This is a genomic window from Enterococcus sp. AZ197 (assembly GCF_050556405.1).
Lineage (GTDB): Bacteria > Bacillota > Bacilli > Lactobacillales > Enterococcaceae > Enterococcus > Enterococcus faecalis.
This window is the reverse complement of record NZ_CP187873.1, coordinates 1,397,325-1,417,969: the sequence shown is the minus strand read 5'-3', so window position 1 is coordinate 1,417,969 and position 20,645 is coordinate 1,397,325. Positions and strand designations below refer to the sequence as shown.

21 protein-coding genes and 2 riboswitches are annotated in these 20,645 nt (G+C 38.1%); of the genes, 20 read left to right on the top strand and 1 reads right to left on the bottom strand.

Going from position 1 to position 20,645, the window contains the following annotated elements; genetic code table 11:
* The first annotated feature begins 178 nt into the window (after positions 1-178).
* Genes xerC through IGK82_RS06905 form a run of 5 tightly spaced genes read left to right on the top strand, consistent with a single transcriptional unit; the run spans position 179 to position 4,785 of the window.
* Entirely contained in the window at positions 179-1,078 is a 900-nt protein-coding gene (gene xerC, locus IGK82_RS06925) for a tyrosine recombinase XerC (protein ID WP_002357488.1), read from the top strand.
* A gap of 28 nt (positions 1,079-1,106) precedes the next feature.
* A complete protein-coding gene (gene hslV, locus IGK82_RS06920; RefSeq protein WP_002357489.1) occupies positions 1,107-1,655 on the top strand; it encodes an HslVU peptidase proteolytic subunit in 549 nt (182 codons plus the stop codon).
* Positions 1,656-1,669: 14 nt separating this feature from the next.
* The gene (hslU, locus tag IGK82_RS06915) at positions 1,670-3,073 is read left to right on the top strand and encodes an ATP-dependent protease ATPase subunit HslU (protein ID WP_002360239.1); all 1,404 of its coding nucleotides are present in this window, start codon (positions 1,670-1,672) and stop codon (positions 3,071-3,073) included.
* Between the two features lie 20 nt (positions 3,074-3,093).
* Positions 3,094-3,876: a GTP-sensing pleiotropic transcriptional regulator CodY gene (gene codY / locus IGK82_RS06910; protein ID WP_002357492.1), complete on the top strand. Its 783-nt coding sequence runs from the start codon at positions 3,094-3,096 to the stop codon at positions 3,874-3,876.
* A gap of 33 nt (positions 3,877-3,909) precedes the next feature.
* A complete protein-coding gene (locus tag IGK82_RS06905) occupies positions 3,910-4,785 on the top strand; it encodes an aldose 1-epimerase family protein (RefSeq protein WP_002363997.1) in 876 nt (291 codons plus the stop codon).
* Positions 4,786-4,826: 41 nt separating this feature from the next.
* Here IGK82_RS06905 and plsY read toward each other — a convergent pair whose 3' ends face one another.
* On the bottom strand, positions 4,827-5,456 hold the full coding sequence (gene plsY / locus IGK82_RS06900; RefSeq protein ID WP_002360243.1) for a glycerol-3-phosphate 1-O-acyltransferase PlsY: 630 nt from the start codon (positions 5,454-5,456) through the stop codon (positions 4,827-4,829).
* A 205-nt stretch (positions 5,457-5,661) separates the two neighbouring features.
* Positions 5,662-5,821: riboswitch (cobalamin riboswitch) on the top strand.
* 118 nt (positions 5,822-5,939) lie between these two features.
* Between plsY and IGK82_RS06895 the strand changes: the two genes are divergently transcribed.
* The 15 genes from IGK82_RS06895 (at position 5,940) to IGK82_RS06825 (ending at position 20,547) form a co-directional block, all read left to right on the top strand.
* Complete coding sequence (locus IGK82_RS06895; protein ID WP_002384486.1) at positions 5,940-6,968, top strand: ABC transporter substrate-binding protein; 1,029 nt, start codon at positions 5,940-5,942, stop codon at positions 6,966-6,968.
* Positions 6,961-7,968 carry a FecCD family ABC transporter permease gene (locus IGK82_RS06890; protein ID WP_002361862.1) on the top strand — a complete coding sequence of 336 codons (1,008 nt, stop codon included), beginning with the start codon at positions 6,961-6,963 and terminating at the stop codon, positions 7,966-7,968. Before IGK82_RS06895 ends, IGK82_RS06890 begins: the two co-directional genes overlap by 8 nt.
* Positions 7,965-8,732 (top strand): ABC transporter ATP-binding protein, encoded by a 768-nt coding sequence (locus IGK82_RS06885; protein ID WP_010709436.1) that lies wholly within the window; start codon positions 7,965-7,967, stop codon positions 8,730-8,732. The genes IGK82_RS06890 and IGK82_RS06885 overlap by 4 nt, the downstream gene beginning before the upstream one ends.
* A 141-nt stretch (positions 8,733-8,873) precedes the next feature.
* Positions 8,874-9,317 carry a EutP/PduV family microcompartment system protein gene (locus tag IGK82_RS06880; protein WP_002363995.1) on the top strand — a complete coding sequence of 148 codons (444 nt, stop codon included), beginning with the start codon at positions 8,874-8,876 and terminating at the stop codon, positions 9,315-9,317.
* Complete coding sequence (locus tag IGK82_RS06875) at positions 9,314-9,895, top strand: cob(I)yrinic acid a,c-diamide adenosyltransferase (RefSeq protein WP_016622401.1); 582 nt, start codon at positions 9,314-9,316, stop codon at positions 9,893-9,895. The genes IGK82_RS06880 and IGK82_RS06875 overlap by 4 nt, the downstream gene beginning before the upstream one ends.
* Before the next feature lie 44 nt (positions 9,896-9,939).
* A riboswitch (adenosylcobalamin (AdoCbl) riboswitch) is annotated at positions 9,940-10,089 on the top strand.
* A 292-nt stretch (positions 10,090-10,381) separates the two neighbouring features.
* Positions 10,382-11,512 (top strand): 1-propanol dehydrogenase PduQ, encoded by a 1,131-nt coding sequence (locus IGK82_RS06870; protein ID WP_010709435.1) that lies wholly within the window; start codon positions 10,382-10,384, stop codon positions 11,510-11,512.
* 159 nt (positions 11,513-11,671) lie between these two features.
* Positions 11,672-12,019, top strand: a complete 348-nt coding sequence (gene eutS / locus IGK82_RS06865) for an ethanolamine utilization microcompartment protein EutS (protein ID WP_002345864.1) — start codon at positions 11,672-11,674, stop codon at positions 12,017-12,019.
* A gap of 27 nt (positions 12,020-12,046) precedes the next feature.
* Positions 12,047-12,619 (top strand): ANTAR domain-containing response regulator, encoded by a 573-nt coding sequence (locus IGK82_RS06860; protein WP_002357503.1) that lies wholly within the window; start codon positions 12,047-12,049, stop codon positions 12,617-12,619.
* Entirely contained in the window at positions 12,620-14,053 is a 1,434-nt protein-coding gene (locus tag IGK82_RS06855; RefSeq protein ID WP_002366726.1) for a sensor histidine kinase, read from the top strand.
* 66 nt (positions 14,054-14,119) lie between these two features.
* On the top strand, positions 14,120-15,568 hold the full coding sequence (eutA, locus tag IGK82_RS06850; protein WP_016622403.1) for an ethanolamine ammonia-lyase reactivating factor EutA: 1,449 nt from the start codon (positions 14,120-14,122) through the stop codon (positions 15,566-15,568).
* Between the two features lie 17 nt (positions 15,569-15,585).
* A complete protein-coding gene (locus tag IGK82_RS06845; RefSeq protein ID WP_002357506.1) occupies positions 15,586-16,950 on the top strand; it encodes an ethanolamine ammonia-lyase subunit EutB in 1,365 nt (454 codons plus the stop codon).
* Between the two features lie 17 nt (positions 16,951-16,967).
* Positions 16,968-17,879: an ethanolamine ammonia-lyase subunit EutC gene (gene eutC / locus IGK82_RS06840; protein ID WP_002363986.1), complete on the top strand. Its 912-nt coding sequence runs from the start codon at positions 16,968-16,970 to the stop codon at positions 17,877-17,879.
* 13 nt (positions 17,880-17,892) lie between these two features.
* Positions 17,893-18,546 carry an ethanolamine utilization microcompartment protein EutL gene (gene eutL / locus IGK82_RS06835; protein WP_002357509.1) on the top strand — a complete coding sequence of 218 codons (654 nt, stop codon included), beginning with the start codon at positions 17,893-17,895 and terminating at the stop codon, positions 18,544-18,546.
* Positions 18,547-18,559: 13 nt separating this feature from the next.
* On the top strand, positions 18,560-19,078 hold the full coding sequence (locus IGK82_RS06830; protein WP_002360254.1) for a BMC domain-containing protein: 519 nt from the start codon (positions 18,560-18,562) through the stop codon (positions 19,076-19,078).
* Positions 19,069-20,547 (top strand): acetaldehyde dehydrogenase (acetylating), encoded by a 1,479-nt coding sequence (locus IGK82_RS06825; RefSeq protein WP_002357511.1) that lies wholly within the window; start codon positions 19,069-19,071, stop codon positions 20,545-20,547. Before IGK82_RS06830 ends, IGK82_RS06825 begins: the two co-directional genes overlap by 10 nt.
* Positions 20,548-20,645 lie beyond the last annotated feature (98 nt).

Here is a 20,645-nt window from a genome sequence, read left to right as displayed (position 1 = left end):
TTGCTAAGAAATGCGATGATACTCAGTCTTTTAATTTTTAGAAAAAAATAACAAAAGCTAAAGAATAGTTAAAATTGTGAACATATTTAGAAATATTGATTAAATTCTGACAACTTAATTGTCTTTTGAAAAAGGTTATGCTAAAGTTACTTTGTAATCGAATGAGGAGGGCTATCACATGGAAGAAAAGAATTGGCCTGAGTTATTTGCTCGTTATCTTATTGTCGAAAGAGGCTATTCAGAAAAAACAAAAAAAGCATATCAAGAAGATATACAACATTTTTTTTCGTTTTTAAAGACTTCAGGTAATGACAATTATTTGACTGTGGAACATTTGGATGTTCGGGCTTATTTGAGCGAATTATACGATCAGGAATATAGCCGTAATTCGATTAGTCGAAAAATTGCCAGTTTGCGTTCTTTTTATCAATTCTTATTAAAAAATGAAGCAATCCAAGAGAATCCTTTTTCCTATGTTCATATGAAAAAGAAACAGTTACGGTTGCCCCGTTTTTTTTATGAAAAAGAAATGGATGCATTATTTGAGAGCGCACAAGGGGAGCAACCGCTTGATTTGAGAAATCAAGCGTTGCTAGAAGTTCTGTATGGGACTGGTATTCGGGTCAGTGAATGTGCGAACTTAACGGTGGACGCAGTTGACTTTCAAGCTTCTGTTTTATTGGTTCACGGAAAAGGAAATAAAGATCGCTATGTGCCTTTTGGTTCATTTGCACAAGACGCCTTAAAGGATTACTTAGAGAATGGCCGCGCGCTATTAATGACAAAATATCAAAAAAAACATCCGTATGTCTTTGTTAATCATCATGGTGAACAAATCACGCCAACAGGGATTGAATATGTCTTAAACCAACTAATTAAAAAAAGTTCATTAAATGCGGAAATTCATCCCCACATGTTACGCCATACATTTGCGACACACTTATTAAATAATGGCGCCGATATGCGGACAGTTCAAGAATTATTAGGACATGCTAATTTATCAACAACTCAGATATATGCGCATGTGACAAAAGAAAGTTTACAAAAAAATTATCGAACGTTTCATCCTCGTGCATAATGGAGGTAAACGTCTAGGAGGAACAATAATGGTTGAATCACAATTTCACTCTACAACAATTTGTGCAGTCGAAAAAGATGGAAAATTTGCAATGGCTGGTGATGGTCAAGTAACAATGGGCGAATCTGTCGTTATGAAAGGTACGGCCAAAAAAGTGCGCCGTATTTACAATGATGAAGTCGTTGTCGGTTTTGCAGGAAGTGTGGCAGATGCCTTTACATTAGAAGAAAAGTTTGAAGGAAAATTAAATGAATACAACGGAAACTTAACGAGAGCTGCGGTTGAGTTAGCCCAAGAGTGGCGTACACAACAGTCTATGCAAAAATTAGAAGCTATGCTGATTGTGATGAATAAGGAAGAAATGCTCTTAGTTTCAGGAACTGGGGAAGTCATCACACCAGACGATGGTATTTTAGCAATTGGTTCAGGCGGTAATTTTGCTTTGTCCGCTGCAAGAGCCATGAAAAACTTTGGCGATAAAGAAATGCCAGCGAAAGAGATTGCTAAAAATGCCTTAAATATTGCTGCAGATATCTGTGTATTTACGAATCATAATATCATTGTAGAAGAATTATAAGCGAGGGAAAATCCATGAATGAATTAAACAAAACACCAAAAGAAATAGTCAAAGAACTAGATCAATATATTGTTGGACAGCAAGCTGCCAAAAAATCAGTGGCGGTAGCTTTACGTAACCGCTATCGTCGCTTGCAATTAGAAGAAAATATGCAACAAGATATTACGCCTAAAAACTTACTAATGATTGGACCAACAGGTGTTGGTAAAACTGAGATTGCTCGTCGTCTCGCAAAAATTGTCAATGCGCCTTTTGTAAAAGTTGAAGCAACCAAATTTACAGAAGTAGGCTATGTCGGTCGGGATGTCGAATCAATGGTTCGGGATTTAGTAGAAAATGCGATCCAAATTGTTGAAAAACAACAATACAGTCGCGTGTATGCGCAAGCGTTAAAAAAGGCCAATCAACGTTTAGTCAAAGTATTAGTGCCTGGAATTAAAAAAGAACAAAAACAGGCTGGCGGTAATCAATTTGAACAAATGATGAACATGTTTAACATGGCTCAGCAACAGCAAGAAGCACAAGAAGAAGTAACGGAAGATATTCGAACGAATCGCCGAACAATTTTGGAACAGCTGGAAAAAGGTCTATTAGATAATCGTGAAGTAACAATTGAAATTGAAGAACCGAAGAAAACGATGCCAGCTATGAACAATGGCCTAGAACAAATGGGTATCGACTTAAATGAAACGTTAGGCGCTCTGTCACCAAAGAAAAAAATCGAACGTACTGTAACGGTGAAAGAAGCACAAGAATTATTAGTGAAAGAAGAATCAGCAAAAATTGTAAATGACGCTGATATCCATAGTGAAGCGATTCGTTTAGCTGAATCAAGCGGAATTATTTTTATCGATGAGATTGATAAAATCACCTCTAAAAGTCAACAAAATTCGGGCGAAGTCTCTCGTGAAGGAGTACAAAGAGACATTTTGCCGATTGTTGAAGGCTCCCAAGTTAACACGAAGTATGGTCCTTTACAAACGGATCACATTTTATTTATCGCTTCAGGTGCTTTCCACTTGTCAAAACCAAGTGACTTGATTCCAGAATTACAAGGCCGCTTCCCAATTCGAGTTGAATTAGATGATTTAACGGCGGATGACTTCGTAAGTATCTTAACTGAGCCAAACAATGCTTTAATTAAACAATATGTAGCATTAATTGGCACAGAAAATGTTTCAGTCATCTTTACCAAAGAAGCAATTGAACGGTTAGCACACATCGCTTATGATGTAAACCGTGATACAGATAATATTGGGGCGCGTCGTTTACACACAATTTTAGAACGTTTATTAGAAGATTTATTATATGAAGCACCAGATATGCAAATGGGTGAAATTACGATTACCGAAGCATATGTCAATGAAAAATTGAATGACATTGTTCAAAATGAAGATTTAAGTCGTTACATCTTATAAAAAAGGCTGGAGGAGAAAAGATGGCTACATTATTAGAAAAAACACGTCAAGTGAACGAGCTTTTGCAAAAAAACAATCTGTTTGACGTACAAGCAGAACTTCCGTACAACAAAATGGCAATGATTTTAGGGGATATTTTAGAAAGTAATGCGTATATTATTAGCAGTTCAGGGGATTTGTTGGGGTATACTGAAAAATTAGATGTTAATAATGCCCGTATCAAAAATATGTTTAAAGAGAAAAAATTTCCTCAAGGATACACCGAGGCCGTGGATATGCTCAAAGTAACCGAAGCCAATATTCCAATAGACAGTGATTTAACTGCATTTCCTTTTGAATCACGAGAGCTGTATCCGTTTGGGTTAACCACTATTGTGCCTTTGTACGGTGCTGGCAAACGCTTGGGTACGATTATTTTAGCGCGTGTTGAAAAATCCTTTAACGAGGATGATTTAGTGTTAGCTGAATATAGTGCGACCGTTGTCGGCATGCAAATTTTGTATCATCAATCCAGAACAATTGAAGCAGAAGTTCGCAGTGCGACTGCCGTGCAAATGGCCATCAACACTCTTTCCTATAGTGAATTAAAAGCCGTCCATGCCATTTTTGAAGCCTTAGATGGCGAAGAAGGTCGTTTAACTGCTTCAAGTATTGCAGACGAAATAGGCATTACTCGTTCCGTAATTGTGAATGCCTTAAGAAAATTAGAATCAGCTGGAATTATTGAATCACGTTCTCTTGGTATGAAAGGGACTTATTTAAAAGTATTAAATCAACAATTTATTAAAGAGTTGGAAAAATAAGCAATTGCTCGTATCAACTAGGAGGACAACGCAATGACTGTACAAATTGAAAATGAATTTCTAATCGCAACATTTGCTGAAGAAGGAGCAGAATTAGTAAGTTTACAATCAAAAGAAACCGGCATTGAATATATTTGGCAAGGAAATCCTGAATTTTGGGCCCGCCATGCGCCCGTACTTTTTCCGATTGTCGGTCGTCTAAAAGAAGATACGTATATGTACCAAAATCAAGCGTATCATTTAACTCAACATGGTTTTGCTCGTGATCAAGTATTTGATGTGATTGAAAAAGGTGGAGAAGAAGTTTCTTTTTCACTAAAATCAACAAAAGAAACCAAGAAGAAGTATCCTTTTGATTTTGAACTAGTGATTACTTATACATTAGAACATCAAGAATTGACTGTAAACTACCAAGTAGAAAACACAGGGAAAGAAGAGATGTATTTTGGGATTGGTGGTCATCCAGCCTTTAATGTACCTTTAGAATCTTCACTAACGTTTGAAGATTATTATCTAAGTTTTTCACCTAAAAAATCACGGACACAAATTCCCTTAGCAGGCCCGTTTATTGATTTAGCGAATAAAACGCTAGCCCAAACGAATACCAGCTTTGACTTAACGCATCAATTATTTGAAAATGATGCAATGATTTTTGAAACAAAAGGTCAAACAGCAATTACGATTGCCACAGACGAAAGTGACCATCAAGTCACTTTGAGTTATCCAGAAATGCCTTTTGTGGGGATTTGGTCACCGACACCGAAAGAAGCGCCTTTTGTCTGTATCGAACCTTGGTGCGGGATTGCTGATGCTGTCGACGCAACTGGCCAACTCGCTGAAAAATTTGGCATCAATAAGTTACCAGCTAACGAACTATTTAAAACACAGTATATGATTAGTGTAAAATAAAGAAAAAGGCTGTGAACATTATTTGTTCACAGCCTTTTTCTTTATTTTTTTGCACGTAAGCCAAAAGAAAGGCGACTTTCTGTTCCATTTTTAATTCGCTGAATGTTTTCACGATGACGGACAAAGATAAAAGTAGTCAAAGCAATCGCAATCACGGTTAATAACCAGTTAAATGTTGGTAAAATAGCTGGGACAGTGAAAGGCAAAATAATAGTAGAAAGTGTAATTAGTACAGCGCTAATCATACTTGTTAAACTCACCATACTGGTTAGATACAGACAAATCACAAAAATAAGAGCAGAATAAATAAAAAATGTGGGGCTGTATGCTAATAACATGCCAGCGCTAGTGGCTACGGCTTTACCACCTTTGAAATTGGCAAAAATAGGGAAGGTATGCCCTAAAACAGCTGCTACCCCAAAGAAGAGTGGGTTCACGCCTTGTAAACCAAACAAATAGGGTAATGAAGTGGCTAACGTTCCTTTCAAGATATCCATTAATAATACCGTGATTCCGGCAGGTTTCCCTAAGACACGAAATGTATTGGTTGTTCCTGTATTCCCACTCCCAAATTGGCGTATATCTTTTTTAAAGAAAAGTTTGCCAATCCAAACACCTGAGGGAATCGAACCTAATAAATAGGCAACAAGTAACAAAATGACGATTTTCATCAAGTTAACCTCTTTCTTATTCAAACTAGGATTTATTTTATCATGAATAGAAAAACGGAACAACGTCTAATAACTAAAACAAGAAAAGTTTTTCTTTTGCTTGAGGAAGCGTTGACAAATGGTTGATAACCGTTATAATAAATGTGTGTCATTAGACAAAGACGTCTAATCACTGGTTTGAAAATTAGTTATCAACGAAGATACAATATATATGTACTTATGAAGTGTCAGGGAAAGAGGTGTGAATCCTCTACAGACCTACCTACTGTATGGTGGATGAAACCAATAAGACCACAGATTATTCTGGAAGGATTGGGAGTAAGAAGAAGCTAAGTCAGGATACCGGCTTGATAAGTCTAATCATTCTTTTGTAGGAAAAAGAAGGGGCTTTGAAGATAACTGGCTGAGTATATCATTAGCATAGTTAAGTGACTGCTTTTTTTCTATTGGAGAAAAAAGTGGTTTTTTTGTATTGTTTTGACGTTGAGACAAAGGAGGTTCATTTCAGAAAATTTTCCCCAAAATAAAATAGACGAATGCGAGGATGAAAAAATGAAAAAATTTACTTTAACAATGATGACTTTAGGCTTAGTAGCAACACTTGGCTTAGCAGGGTGTGGCAAACAGGAAAAGAAAGCAACTACCTCTTCTGAAAAAACAGAAGTAACGTTACCAACCAAAGACCGTAGCGGCAAAGAAATTACTTTACCCAAAGAAGCAACCAAAATTATTTCCCTAGTGCCATCAACAACAGAAGTGATTGAAGACTTAGGTAAAACCGACCAATTAATCGCAGTTGATACTCAAAGTAGCACAATGATGACTGATTTAAAAAAATTACCACAAATGGATATGATGGCTGTCGATGCAGAAAAATTGATTGCCTTGAAACCACAAATTGTTTATGTGAATGACATCAATTTAGCTAGCTCAGAAAGTGTTTGGAAACAAGTGGAAGATGCTGGAATTACAGTCGTTAATATCCCCACTAGTACAAGCATCAAAGCAATCAAAGAAGACGTCCAATTCATCGCGGATAGCTTATCTGAACATGAAAAAGGACAAAAGTTAATCAAAACAATGGATCAAGAAATCGACGAAGTAGCCAAAATTGGGAAAACTATTAAAAAACCAAAAACTGTTTTGTTTGAAGTGGCTGCCTTACCAGACATTTATAGTTTTGGTAATGGGACATTTTTAAATGAAATGATTGAAACAATTGGGGCAAAAAATGTTTTGGCAAATGAAAAAGGCTGGTTACCAGTGACAGAAGAAGCGGCCATTGCTGCAAAACCAGAAGTCATTTTAACCAATGTTAACTATATGAAAGATCCCGCCAAAGAAATTTTAGCTCGTAAAAACTGGGAAAACGTTCCTGCAGTTCAAAACAAAGAAGTTTTCGAAATCGATAACATGTCTAGCTCTTTACCAAATAACCACATTACCAAAGCATTAAAACAAATGGCAAAAGCTGTTTATCCAGAGGAATACAAGGATTTAAAAGATGAGTAAAAAAACGTGTCTCATACTGATGCTCTTGATCAGTATGAGCATGCTCTTTTTGGGTATTAAAATTGGAAGTGTTCAGATTTCGTTAACGGATTTGCTTCAAATTTTAGTGAAAAAGACGGTTTCAGAAGACGGGATTTTAGAGGGAATCATCTGGAATGTTCGGTTACCGCGTGTCGTGATGGCCTATCTTGTGGGCGCAGGCTTAGCAGTAAGTGGCACGGTGATGCAATCACTCTTAGGTAATCCTTTAGCTTCTTCGTATACTTTGGGCGTATCAGCGGGAGCATCTTTAGGCGCTGCGTTAATCATGGTAACTGGAGTAACTGCTTCGATCTTAGGGGCATTTTTATTGCCTTTAACTGGTTTTATCTTTGGCTTAGCAACGGTCTTTTTAGTTTTGTTATTTACGCAAACAATGGATAGTCAAATGTCCAATCAAACAGTTGTTTTAGTGGGAATGATTATGACCTTGTTTGTCGGTGCTATTTTGACGTTGATTACAGCACTTTTCCAAGATTATTTGAAACAATTAGTCTTTTGGCAAATGGGTAGTTTTTCTGGCAGTAATTGGCAAAAAATTGCTATTTATTGTCCAATCTTGCTTGTCAGCAGTCTGTTTCTTTGGTTTGATGCCAACGCATTGGATGTTCTCGGTTTAGGAGAAGAACATGCGATGTTAGCGGGAGTAGAAGTCAAAACAGCAAAACTACGCATTATTCTTTTGGCTAGTTTACTAGCAGGAAGTGCGGTTTCATTTGTCGGTGTGATTGGTTTTGTTGATTTAATAGCACCACATATTGTCCGTCGCTATCTAGGGGCGACTCATCGCTGGCTGATTCCTGGTTCAGCAATCTTAGGTGGGACCATCATGGTAATAGGGGACACAATTGCCCGCACGATTTTATCACCAAGAGAAATTCCCATCGGGGCCGTAACAGCCTTGATTGGAGCGCCATTCTTCTTGTATATTTACTTTAAAAAAAGGGGCGTTGCTGCATGATTGAATTAAAAAAAACAGCTGTAACACTCCAACAAACCCCCATTTTAAAAGATATTTCCCTCGTTTTTCCGACAGGTAGTAAAACTTGTATTTTAGGTCCAAATGGTTGCGGTAAAACGACACTTTTAAAAACGATTGCCGGACTTGTCCCTTATAGTGGTTCTGTTTTAATTGATGGTCAAGAAGTTCATGGACAAAAGCGGAAGGAATTGGCAACGAAAGTAGCGATGATGAGTCAATTCACGACAGTTGCTTTTGATTATACGGTTTACGAAACAGTTTTGATGGGGGCGTATCGACAACAAGCACAACGTTTTTTACCTATTGTTTCTAAACAAGAAAAAGAACGAGTCCTTTATTATTTAGAATGCACGGGTTTATTGCCTTTAAAAGATAAAGTTGTCAATCAGCTTTCAGGAGGACAACAACAACGAGTATTTTTGGCTAAATTATTTGTACAAGATCCAGAAATTATTTTATTGGATGAACCCAATAATCATTTGGATATTCGGTATCAACAAGAATTGATTCAGCAGTTAAATGAGTGGAGTGCGCAAGAAGGGAAAACGTTAATCGGGGTGTTTCATGATATCCGTTTAGCGTTAACGCTAAGTGAAAAAATTGTGTTTATGAAGCAAGGGAAAGTGGCCGCGCAAGGTGATTTTCAAACGTTGGCTTCCAAAGAATTTTTACAAACAATTTTTGAAACAGATATTGTCTCCTATTTTCAGAAACAACATAAAGTTTGGGAAACTATTCAATAATTTTGACAAGTTTTTTGGAAACAGGTAAGATAAAGGCAAAGAATCAGAAACACAATGGCGTGTTTTAACAAATCGGCAAAGGAGCCCAAGACTAAGTACGTGATGGTACTTGCTTTGGGCTCCTTTTTTATGGAGGTAGCGATGAAACGAATCATTTTAATGGGAGCTATCGGTTGTGGCAAAACCACGTTATGTCAAGCTCTGCAAGGCAAAGAATTAATTTATGATAAAACACAGGCGGTGGAATTTCATACAGAAATGATTGATACACCAGGCGAGTTTATTTTGCATCGACAATATTATAATGCGTTAAACGTCACAGCGGCAGAAGCAGATGTGATTGGTTTGGTTCAAAGTGCTGTAGAAACACAACAAGTTTTTTCACCAGGATTTGGTAGTATTTTCCCGAAAGAAATCATTGGTATTTTAACCAAGATTGATTTAGCACAAGATTCTCAGCAGTTAGAGATTGTTCGGCAACAATTAAAAAGTGCGGGTGCAACAAGAATTTTTGAAATTTCTTCTGTTGAAAAAATTGGCTTGCAAGAATTAGTAGATTATTTAGAGGAGGATGAAGCAGAATGAAAATTTATACAAAAACTGGCGATAAGGGAATGACGAAATTAGTCGGCAGCTCAACCGTCTCTAAGGATTCTGATCGAGTTGAAAGTTATGGAACGATTGATGAATTGAATTCTTGGGTCGGCTATATTATCAGCCAACTTCCACAAGAAAATCAAGAAATTAAAGGAGAACTAGAAGCTTTACAACATTTACTTTTTGATGCGGGAACAGATTTGTCAACACCGATTGAAGCACAACGACCATTTAAATTACAAAAGGCAAGTGTGCATTGGCTAGAACAGCGGATTGATTTCTACACTGCACAATCACCAGATATTGATCGTTTTATTTTACCTGGCGGAACCCCAGCAGCCAGTATGGTTCATGTGGCTCGGACGATTGCACGGCGCGCAGAACGCATCATTGTGCGTTTAAATTGGACAGCCAAAATTAACGAAGAGGTATTAATTTTTACCAATCGTTTATCAGATTATTTTTATGCGTTGGCTCGCTATTTAAATGTTCAAGCACAACGACCTGATGTTTTTTATGAACGAAGCGAAAAGGTTTTCCATAAAATTAAAGAAGATGGATTGTAAACAGTTGCTTTTCTAAAAAACTTATGGTAAATTTCAGATAGATTAAACGAATATTTTATGAAAAATATGAATGGAAGCCAGTGAGAATCTGGCACGGTCCCGCCACTGTGAAGAAGCAAGGTTGCTTTTAAGTCAGGTCTTTTCATTTTTTCATTATTGGGCATGCTGTTTCGAGGCAAAACAGGATGTTTCTTAACAACGCTTGTGTTGAAAATCCAGCCCAAGATATTTGTATTAATCCAATTAATGGCACGAGGAAGTGCTTTTGGGAATTTCGGGCTGGTCTTTCAATGTTGAAGGAGATTTCAGGTACAATGACGTACTGCTATATTCCCTTTTTTTATTGACAATTAATTAAAGGCGTTGTACTCTATGGATAAGGTTTCGTGTACAATGGCGTATACATAAGGAAGCAAAGACGCTTCAGACAGATGATTTTTCGTTTGTTTGAAGTGTCTTTTTGTATTTTATTAAGGAGGAATTGAGATGAAAACAATTCATTTCCCTACCGAACTATGGGTAGGAGAAGGCGCATTAGCCAATTTGGAAACACTTCATGATAGACGTGTTTTCATTGTCACAGATCCATTCATGGTTGACTCTGGATTTGTGAATGAAGTGACAAAGCATTTAACAAAAAGTGAATGGCAAATTTTTAGTGATATCATCCCCGATCCACCAATTGATAAGATTGCTGCGGGAATTAAGCATTTAGCGACATTTCAAGGAGATACGATATTAGCTTTAGGTGGGGGATCCGCTATTGATGCGGCCAAAGCAATGAAATTTTTTGGCAAACGTACTTTGCAAACTCAGATTGCTGAGTTTATTGCGGTTCCTACAACTAGTGGAACTGGTTCAGAAGTTACGAATTTTTCAGTGATTACGGTTGCTGAAACTGGCACCAAAATCCCGCTTGTAACAGATGAAATTCAACCAGAAATTGCGATTTTAGATACAAATTTAGTGATGAGTGTGCCACCAAAAATCACAGCGGATACAGGAATGGACGTCTTAACGCATGTTATTGAAGCGTATGTTTCAACAGAAGCAAATCCGATTTCAGATGCGTTGTGCGAAAAAGTCGTTCGCCTGGTATTCGACAATTTAGAAATAGCCTTTAATCAGGGTAGCAACCAACAAGCCCGTGAAAATATGCATTTAGCTTCATGTATGGCAGGGATGGCGTTTAATGTTACTTCGTTAGGCTTGAATCACGGTATTGCTCATGCGGCCGGTGCGCGTTTACATGTGCCACATGGACGAATGAATGCAATGCTCTTACCTGAAGTCATTGCATATAACAGTGGCTTAGCGAATGGCAAAGTCACCAACGAACCAACAGCTAAACGTTATGCGCAGTTAGCAAATTGTCTAAATGATACACAGACAACCAATGCACGGATTGGTGTTCAACAATTTATTCGACAAATCAAGCAACTCCGTCAAAAATTAGACATGCCTGCCACTTTTAGTGATTATGGTTTACCAAAAGAAGAAGTCCAAGCTGCGATCCCAAAAATAGCTGAAGGCGCATTGATGGATGGCTGCACCAAAACAAATCCTGTCCAACCAACAGCAGCAGAAGTGACAAAAATTTTAAATTCTATCTTATAAGCGATTGACAGGATGAAATCGATAACATATAATGTGGGTAGCACAACGGCGTGCTTCAAAATTTAAGAGCAAAGAAGCTCCTTAGTAGAAAGCGAAAGTGGAACCTTTACGTTTTTTATTGAGGATTTTTTATTTGCTAAATTAAAGGAGCGAGTCTGGTTGGAAGAAAAACAACGAATGATTCAAGAATATGTTCCTGGGAAACAAGTAACGTTAGCGCACATCATTGCTAGTCCTAATAAAGAAATTTATACAAAATTAGGGTTGCCAGAAGGCACCAGCAATGCACTAGGTATTTTGACAATCACTCCGAGCGAAGCGGCAATTATCGCTGTTGATATTGCGACTAAAAGCGGAGATATCCAAATCGGTTTTATTGATCGTTTTTCTGGATCGGTAGTCATTTCTGGTGACGTAAGCTCAGTGGAAGCAGCCTTACAAGCGGTGATTGAAGGTTTACAACAGATTTTAAACTTTTCTGTAACTTGTAAAATTACCAGAACATAGCGTTGAAAGGACAAGGGCGTGAAGAAAATGGATGGACGAATTGTAATAGTCGATGATGAACCTATTACGAGACTCGATATTCGTGATATTGTGATAGAAGCAGGGTACGAAGTAGTCGGTGAAGCAGCTGATGGTTTTGAAGCAATTGAAGTATGTAAAAAAACACAACCTGATCTAGTATTAATGGACATTCAAATGCCAATTTTAGATGGTCTAAAAGCAGGTAAAAAAATTGTTCAAGACCAACTAGCCAGTAGTATTGTCTTTTTATCTGCATACAGTGACGTACAAAATACGGACAAAGCTAAAAAATTAGGCGCACTGGGTTATTTAGTTAAACCTCTAGATGAAAAATCATTAATACCTACAATTGAAATGAGCATTGAACGAGGCAAACAAACGCAGCTGTTACTAAATCAAATCGATAAATTAAGTTTAAAATTAGAAGAACGTAAAATTATCGAAAAAGCCAAAGGTATTCTTGTAAAAGAAAATCATATATCGGAAGAAGAAGCCTACCAAATGTTGCGTACGTTAAGTATGAACAAACGCGCACGTATGAGTGAAATTGCAGAATTGATTGTAATGGATGATGAATAAATGAAACGATTAGAGCAATTATGTCACCAATATACCAATCTTTCAGAATCAGACATTAAAGAATTACAACGTACAGCACGTTATCTTTCTTCGACGACACTGTATCAAAGTGCAGATGTTTTTATTGATGTGTATAAGGAAATGTCACAGCAAGCACTAGTCGTTTATCATAAGCCGCCTGCGAAGACAACTTCTTTATATAGCGGAGATGTCGTCGGGATGGAAGCTTTATTAAAAAATGAACCTGGTGTTCTGCGTACCATGCAAACTAGCTTAAATAGCATTGGTTTGTTAGCAGTGACTCAGGAAAATCGTTTGATTAAGCAAAATATCTATCCCATTCGCAATGAACATCGAACGATTGGTGTCATTATTGTCGAGATTGCGGCAGATGAAGAGATTCAAGCGGACTTACAAAAAGAGGAGCTAAATAACTGCCAGTTAGCAAAAGTAGCGAAATCAACTAGTCAAGTCGACGCATTATTTATTGATCAATTGGCAGAAGCCGTTTTGATTTTTGATGCGGCGGGTCACTTATTAATTACCAATCACAATGCACAAGAGCTTTATCGCAAACTTGGTTATCGGGATAATATCATTGGAATGAATTATGACAATTTGTCCATCGATTATACAACTTTTGAATATGTGTTGTATCAAATGAAATATAAAATGAGTAATCAACCAATTGAAAGCAAAACGACCTACCTTAATTATTATTTTAAGGTTCGGAAAGTGTGGTTGGCATCAGAAGAACAACTGATTATGATTATTCAAGACAATACAGAATTTAAAGAAAAAGAAGCGGAAATTATTTCCAAATCTGTTGCGATTCGTGAAATTCATCATCGTGTTAAAAATAACTTGCAATCGGTGGTTTCCTTATTGCGTATTCAAGAACGGCGAACGCAAAGCCCCGAAGCAAAGAAAGTCCTTCATGAAAGTGTCAATCGAATTATGGCGATTGCAGCCACCCATGAATTGCTGTCAAAACAAGTCAAAGATGACGTTGCTTTACGGCAAACATTGGAAGCAGTGATGTATAATTTTAGACATCTTTTTCAAGGCGCACAACCCATTGAGATGATGATGGATGTTGATCCAGCCATTATGGTTTCTAGCGAACAAATGGTCACCATTTCCCTTGTTGTCAACGAACTATTACAAAACATTTTTGATCATGCATTTGAGCCACAAACAAGTGGCGTTGTTAAACTTAGTGGAACATTAGATAATAAGATGATTACCATTACTGTTACAGATAATGGTAAAGGCTATGACGTTCATCAAAGTAACGAGACCAGTTTAGGTTTGATGATTGTCAAAAGCTACGTAAAAGATAAATTAAAAGGAAAAATTACAATTGAATCCAATAAACAGGGAACTAAAACCTGTTTCTATTTCGAACAGAACACCAGTGATGTTGTTCATTGATTAAGCAAAGGCGCTTAAAGAAAAGTAGAAAGAAATTTTCTAACGATTCTTTAAGTGCCTTTTTGTATGCAAAAGGAGGCGAGTCAGGCGATGTCGAAGGAAACACTTTTAACCGTAGGGATTGATTTAGGGACGTCTACAACCCAATTAGTCTTGTCAGAATTAACTGTTGAAAATTTTGCCTCTGCGTTTACAGTACCACGTATCAGCATTTCTGATAAAAAAGTCATTTACCGAAGTGACATTATCTTTACACCCTTACTTAACCAATCAGAAATTGATGCAGAACCTATCAAAGCGTTTGTAGCGGAGCAATATAGCCAAGCAGGCATTCATAAACAAGATATTCAAATGGGTGCGGTAATTATCACAGGTGAAACTGCTCGAAAAAGCAATGCCAACAATGTGCTACGAGCACTTAGTGGCTATGCAGGTGATTTTGTCGTTGCTACGGCTGGTCCTGATTTAGAAAGTATCATTGCCGGGAAAGGCGCTGGTGCTCAAACTTATTCTGAAACGAAACGCAAACCAGTGGTTAATTTAGACATTGGTGGTGGAACGACAAATTTAGCTGTCTTTAAAGATGGCGAAGTGATTGACACGGCTTGTTTTGACATTGGCGGACGCTTAATTAAATTAGATCAACAACAAAAAATCACCTATATAGCTCCGAAGATTCAAGAAATTATAAATAAAAAAGGGCTAACCTTGCACCTTGGTGACCAAGCCACCGAACAAAACTTACTGCCAATTATTTCGGAATTAGTTGCCGTGTTAGAAAATAGCATTGGCTTGGGGACACAAAGTCCGTTCTACCAGTTATTAGTAACGAACCATCCACTACGAAAAGGTGAGGAATTACCAATTGTAACATTTTCTGGTGGTGTGGCTGATTGCTTAAATACGACAAGTACGAATCTCTTTAAATATGGAGACATCGGCTTGCTTTTAGGAAAATATCTGAGAAAGTCACTGGTTTTTTCGGAAAAAGAAGTCTTAGAAAGCGCAGAAACAATCCGAGCGACGGTCGTCGGAGCAGGTTCACACACTGCTGAAATTAGCGGAAGCACGATCGCTTATCGTGAGCAAATTTTGCCGGTAAAAAATATCCCAATTCTAAAATTAGCGCAAGAGGATGAAACCCTTACTGTGACAGAATTAGGCCAGCGAATCCAAGAAAAACTCAATTGGCATCGTATTGAAGAAACACCCCAGATTGCCCTAGCAATTAGAGGCATGAGCAATCCAACATTTGCTGATATTCAACGCTATGGTCAAGGGATTGTGGAAGGATTAGCTAGTTTAGTTGCTGAACAAATTCCAATTATTGTTATGGTGGATGAAGACATGGCGAAAGCTTTAGGGCATGCCTTAAGTGCCCATCTACCAAAAGACTATCCGTTTATCTGTCTTGATTCGGTCAAAGTAGAAAACGGTGATTATGTAGATATCGGTTTACCAGTGGCAGAAGGAGCCGTCCTTCCAGTCATTGTTAAGACCTTAGTATTTAATTAAAAAGGAGCGACACAAAGATGATTTTAAAAACCAAACTATTTGGCAAAGTCTATCAATTTACATCCGTTAAAGAAGTCTTAGCCAAAGCCAATGAAGAAAAGTCTGGCGACAAGTTAGCTGGCGTAGCTGCTAATTCAGCCGAAGAACGCGTGGCAGCAAAAGTCGTTTTATCGGAATTGTCCTTAAATGACTTGTTTAACAATCCCGTCGTTGATTATGACGAAGACGAAGTGACACGCATTATTATTGACCAAGTCAATATGCGAATTTTTGAAAGTATTAAACATTGGACAGTCGCAGAATTACGCGAATTTATCTTATCTTCGGAAACAACCGATTTTGATATCAAACGAATTTCCCGTGGACTAACTTCAGAAATGATTGCTGCTGTCTGTAAATTAATGTCCAACATGGATCTAATTGTTGGCGCAAAAAAAATCAATATTGAAAAAACCGCCAACACAACGATTGGCCGTCCCGGAACTTTTTCGAATCGTTTACAGCCAAACCATCCAACCGATAATGTCGATGGCATTATGGCATCAGTTATGGAAGGTCTTTCTTATGGCGCCGGTGATGCCTTAATTGGTTTGAATCCTGTTGATGATTCTACAGAAAGTGTTAAACGGATCTTAAACAAATTTGAAGAGTTCCGCAGCGAATGGGAAATTCCAACACAAACTTGCGTGCTTGCTCACGTAACGACACAAATGGAAGCCATGCGTCAAGGCGCGCCAACTGGCTTAGTCTTTCAATCCATCGCTGGTTCAGAAAAAGGGAACACAGCATTTGGTTTAAATGCAGAAATTTTAGCTGAAGCACAAGATTTAGCGCTTCACAGTGGTCAAGCAGCTGGTCCTAATGTGATGTATTTTGAAACAGGTCAAGGCTCAGAACTTTCTTCTGAAGCGAACTTTGGCGCAGACCAAGTCACAATGGAAGCGCGTTGTTATGGCTTAGCCAAAAAATTTGATCCGTATATTGTAAATACTGTTGTCGGCTTTATTGGACCAGAATATCTTTACGATTCAAAACAAGTCATCCGCGCTGGTTTAGAAGATCATTTCATGGGCAAATTAACTGGAATTTCAATGGGCTGTGATGTCTGCTACACCAACCATATGAAAGCTGATCAAAATGATATGGAAAACTTAGCAATGTTATTAGCAACAGCTGGTTGTACGTATATCATGGGGATTCCTCATGGCGATGATGTCATGTTAAATTATCAAACAACTGGGTTCCATGAAACTGCGACGATTCGTGAAACATTAGGCTTACGTCCAATTAAAGAATTTGAAGAATGGATGGAAAAAATGGGCTTAATGGAAAACGGAAAATTAACAAGTCGCGCTGGCGATGCATCTGTATTTATTAAATAAACGAGGTGAGAATACAAATGAACGAAAAAGAATTAAAAGAAATGATTGCCGGAATTTTAACAGAAATGGTCGCTGACAATCAAGCGGTTTCGACTGCCACTGTGACTGCTGAAGAAAAACCAGTCACAACACACGTCACTGAAACGACAGAAATTGAAGAAGGCCTAATTCCTGACATTACTGAAGTAGATTTACGTAAACAATTACTATTGAAAAATGCCGTAGATCCTGAAGCACTATTAAAAATGAAAGCTTTCTCGCCAGCTCGTTTAGGCGTTGGTCGTGCAGGGACGCGTTATATGACTAGTTCAACATTACGTTTCCGAGCAGACCATGCGGCAGCACAAGATGCGGTCTTTTCAGACGTAAGTGAAGACTTGGTAAAAGAAATGAATTTTATTTCTACAAAAACAATCTGTAACAGTAAAGATGAATATTTAACACGTCCAGATTATGGTCGTCAATTTGATGAAGAAAATAGTGAAATCATTCGGAAAAATACGACACCAAAAGCCAAAATCCAAATGGTCGTAGGGGATGGCCTTAGTTCAGCTGCTATCGAAGCGAATATTAAAGAAGTCCTACCAGCAATTAAACAAGGATTAAACATGTACAACTTAGATTTCGACAATGTAGTTTTTGTTAAATATTGTCGTGTGCCAGCAATGGATAAAATTGGTGAAATCACTGATGCTGATGTTGTTTGCTTGCTAGTTGGCGAACGTCCTGGTTTAGTAACAGCAGAATCTATGAGTGCCTACATTGCCTACAAACCAACTGTCGGTATGCCAGAAGCACGGCGGACAGTTATTTCAAATATTCACAAAGGTGGGACACCGGCTGTTGAAGCAGGGGCCTACATTGCCGAAATTATCAAAAAAATGTTAGACAAGAAAAAATCTGGTATTGATTTAAAAGAAGCTGAATAAAGGAGGATTTCTCATGAAAAATGATCGTCTAGGCGCAAATGTCCTAAGTATGAAAGTCATTCCCAATGTCGATCCGGCATTAGCAAAAGAATTATCATTGAAACCAGAACATCGCTCATTAGGAATTGTTACTTCAGATTGTGATGATGTCACTTATGTTGCATTAGATGAAGCAACCAAAGCCGCCGATGTTACTGTAGTTTACGGTAAAAGTATGTATGCTGGCGCAGCAAATGCTTCAACCAAATTAGCCGGTGAAGTGATTGGCATTATTGCTGGTCCGAGTCCTGCCGAAGTCAATAGTGGCTTGAGTGTCATTACGCAAGTCATTGAAGAAGAAGCCAGCTTCTATAGTGCTAACGAAGATGACAGCATTGTTTATTTTGCACATGTAGTATCAAGAACGGGTAGCTTTTTATCTGAACAAGCGAATATTCCTGAAGGTGAAGCGATTGCTTATCTGATTGCACCACCGCTAGAAGCAATGGTTGGCTTAGATGCAGCAATGAAAGCTGCCGATGTTCAAATGGGTGTCTTTTATGGCCCACCTTCTGAAACGAACTTTGGCGGCGCCTTATTGACAGGTAGTCAATCTGCATGTAAAGCTGCTTGCAGTGCGTTTGAACAAGTCATTCAAAATATCGCTGACAATCCGTTGAGTTATTAAGGATGTGACCTGAATGAAAGCATTAGGAATGGTCGAAGTCAAAGGATTTTTAGGTGCCATTAGTGTGGCCGATGCGGCATTGAAAGCCGCCGACGTTACTTTGTTAAAAGCTGAAATTATTAATGGCGGTTTAACAACTGTGGAACTGATTGGTGACGTTGCCGCGGTCCAAGCTGCCGTTGAAGTAGGCACGGAAGTAGCTAAAGAATTAAATTGTTTAATTGCTCATCATGTGATCTCACGGGTTGATGCTCAAACGGAAGTAATTTTATCAGATCCAGAACCCAAGTCAGCACCTGAACCGATGGAACAAATAGAAGTAATTGAAGAAGAGATTGAAACACCAGATTTGGAAGAACACACTGGCACACGCCAAAAATTAGAAACACAACGCGTGGTTGATTTACGCAAACAAGCCTACAAAATGAACCTAAGTAGTTTAAAGAAAAGTGAGATTAAATTTGCCAATAAAGAAGCTTTAATTCAAGCAATCATGGCTGAAATAGAAAGAAGTGAAGACGAGTGGAATTAGTAGATAAAGACTTACGTTCCATCCAAGAAACAAGAAATTTAATCAGAAAAGCCAAAGAGGCACAGCAAGTATTAGCAACATTTTCGCAAAAACAAATCGATGCGATTGTCCAAGCAGTTTCAGAGGCTACATTTAACCAACGAGAAAAGTTAGCGAAAATGGCCAATGAAGAAACAGGATTTGGTATCTATGAAGATAAAATTATCAAAAATGCTTTCGCTTCAAAAGTAGTATATGACGAAATGAAGGACAAAGCTACAGTTGGTGTGATCCATGATGATGCTGCCAAAAAAGTCACTGAAATTGCTGTCCCAGTGGGTGTAATTGCAGGATTAATTCCTTCTACCAACCCGACATCAACAGTCATTTACAAAGCATTAATTTCATTAAAAGCTGCCAACAGCATTGTTTTTTCACCACATCCCAATGCGTTGAAATCGATTATTGAAACAGTGGAAATTATCCAAAAAGCGGCTATTGCTGCAGGGGCACCAGAAGGTTGTGTCTCGGTCATCAAAACGCCAACCATGCAAGCGACCAGCGAATTAATGAAAAATAAAGAAACAAATTTAATTTTAGCTACTGGTGGAAACGCAATGGTTAAAGCAGCGTACTCTTCTGGAACACCAGCAATCGGTGTTGGGCCTGGTAATGGACCAGCCTACATCGAACGAAGCGCAAATGTTCCTCATGCAGTGAAACAAATAATGGATTCAAAAACTTTCGATAACGGTACAATTTGTGCATCGGAACAATCAATTATTGTTGAAACTGTCAACCGTGAAGCGGTCAAAGAAGAGTTAATTAAGCAGGGAGCGTATTTCTTAAGTCCAGCCGAAGCCGACAAATTAGCTAAATTTATTTTACGACCAAACGGTACAATGAACCCGCAAATCGTGGGACGTTCCGTTCAACATATTGCTTCATTAGTTGGTTTATCTATTCCAAAAGATCGCCGCTTAATTGTTGCCGAAGAAACACATGTAGGCTTGAAATATCCATTTTCAAGAGAAAAATTGGCACCGATTATTGCTTTCTATACAGTTGAAAACTGGGAAGCAGCTTGCGCGTTATCAATTGAAATTTTGAAAGGTGAAGGTGCGGGTCATACAATGGGCATTCACACAGAAAACAAAGAAGTCATTCGTGAATTTGGCTTAAGAAAACCCGTCTCTCGTTTGCTTGTTAACACCTCTGGTACACTTGGCGGCATTGGTGCTTCAACTAACTTAGTGCCAGCATTAACACTTGGCTGTGGCGCAGTTGGTGGCAGCTCAACTTCTGATAATATTGGGGTTGAAAATCTGTTCAATTTACGTCGTGTTGCATATGGCGTGCGTGATTTAGAAGAGATTCGTCAAGAATTTGGTCAAACATCAACCACATCTGTGGCTACTTCTTGCGAAACAACCAATCAAGAAGAACTAGTAAATGCCGTGGTAGCTCAAGTTTTAGCTCGCTTAAACTAACAAGAAACGAGCGAGTAAGAGTAAAACAAATAAATTATTGGATTTAGGGTTTGGGACCTAAGTCAAATTGCTAATTGTCCCAAATTTTTAAAAATAAA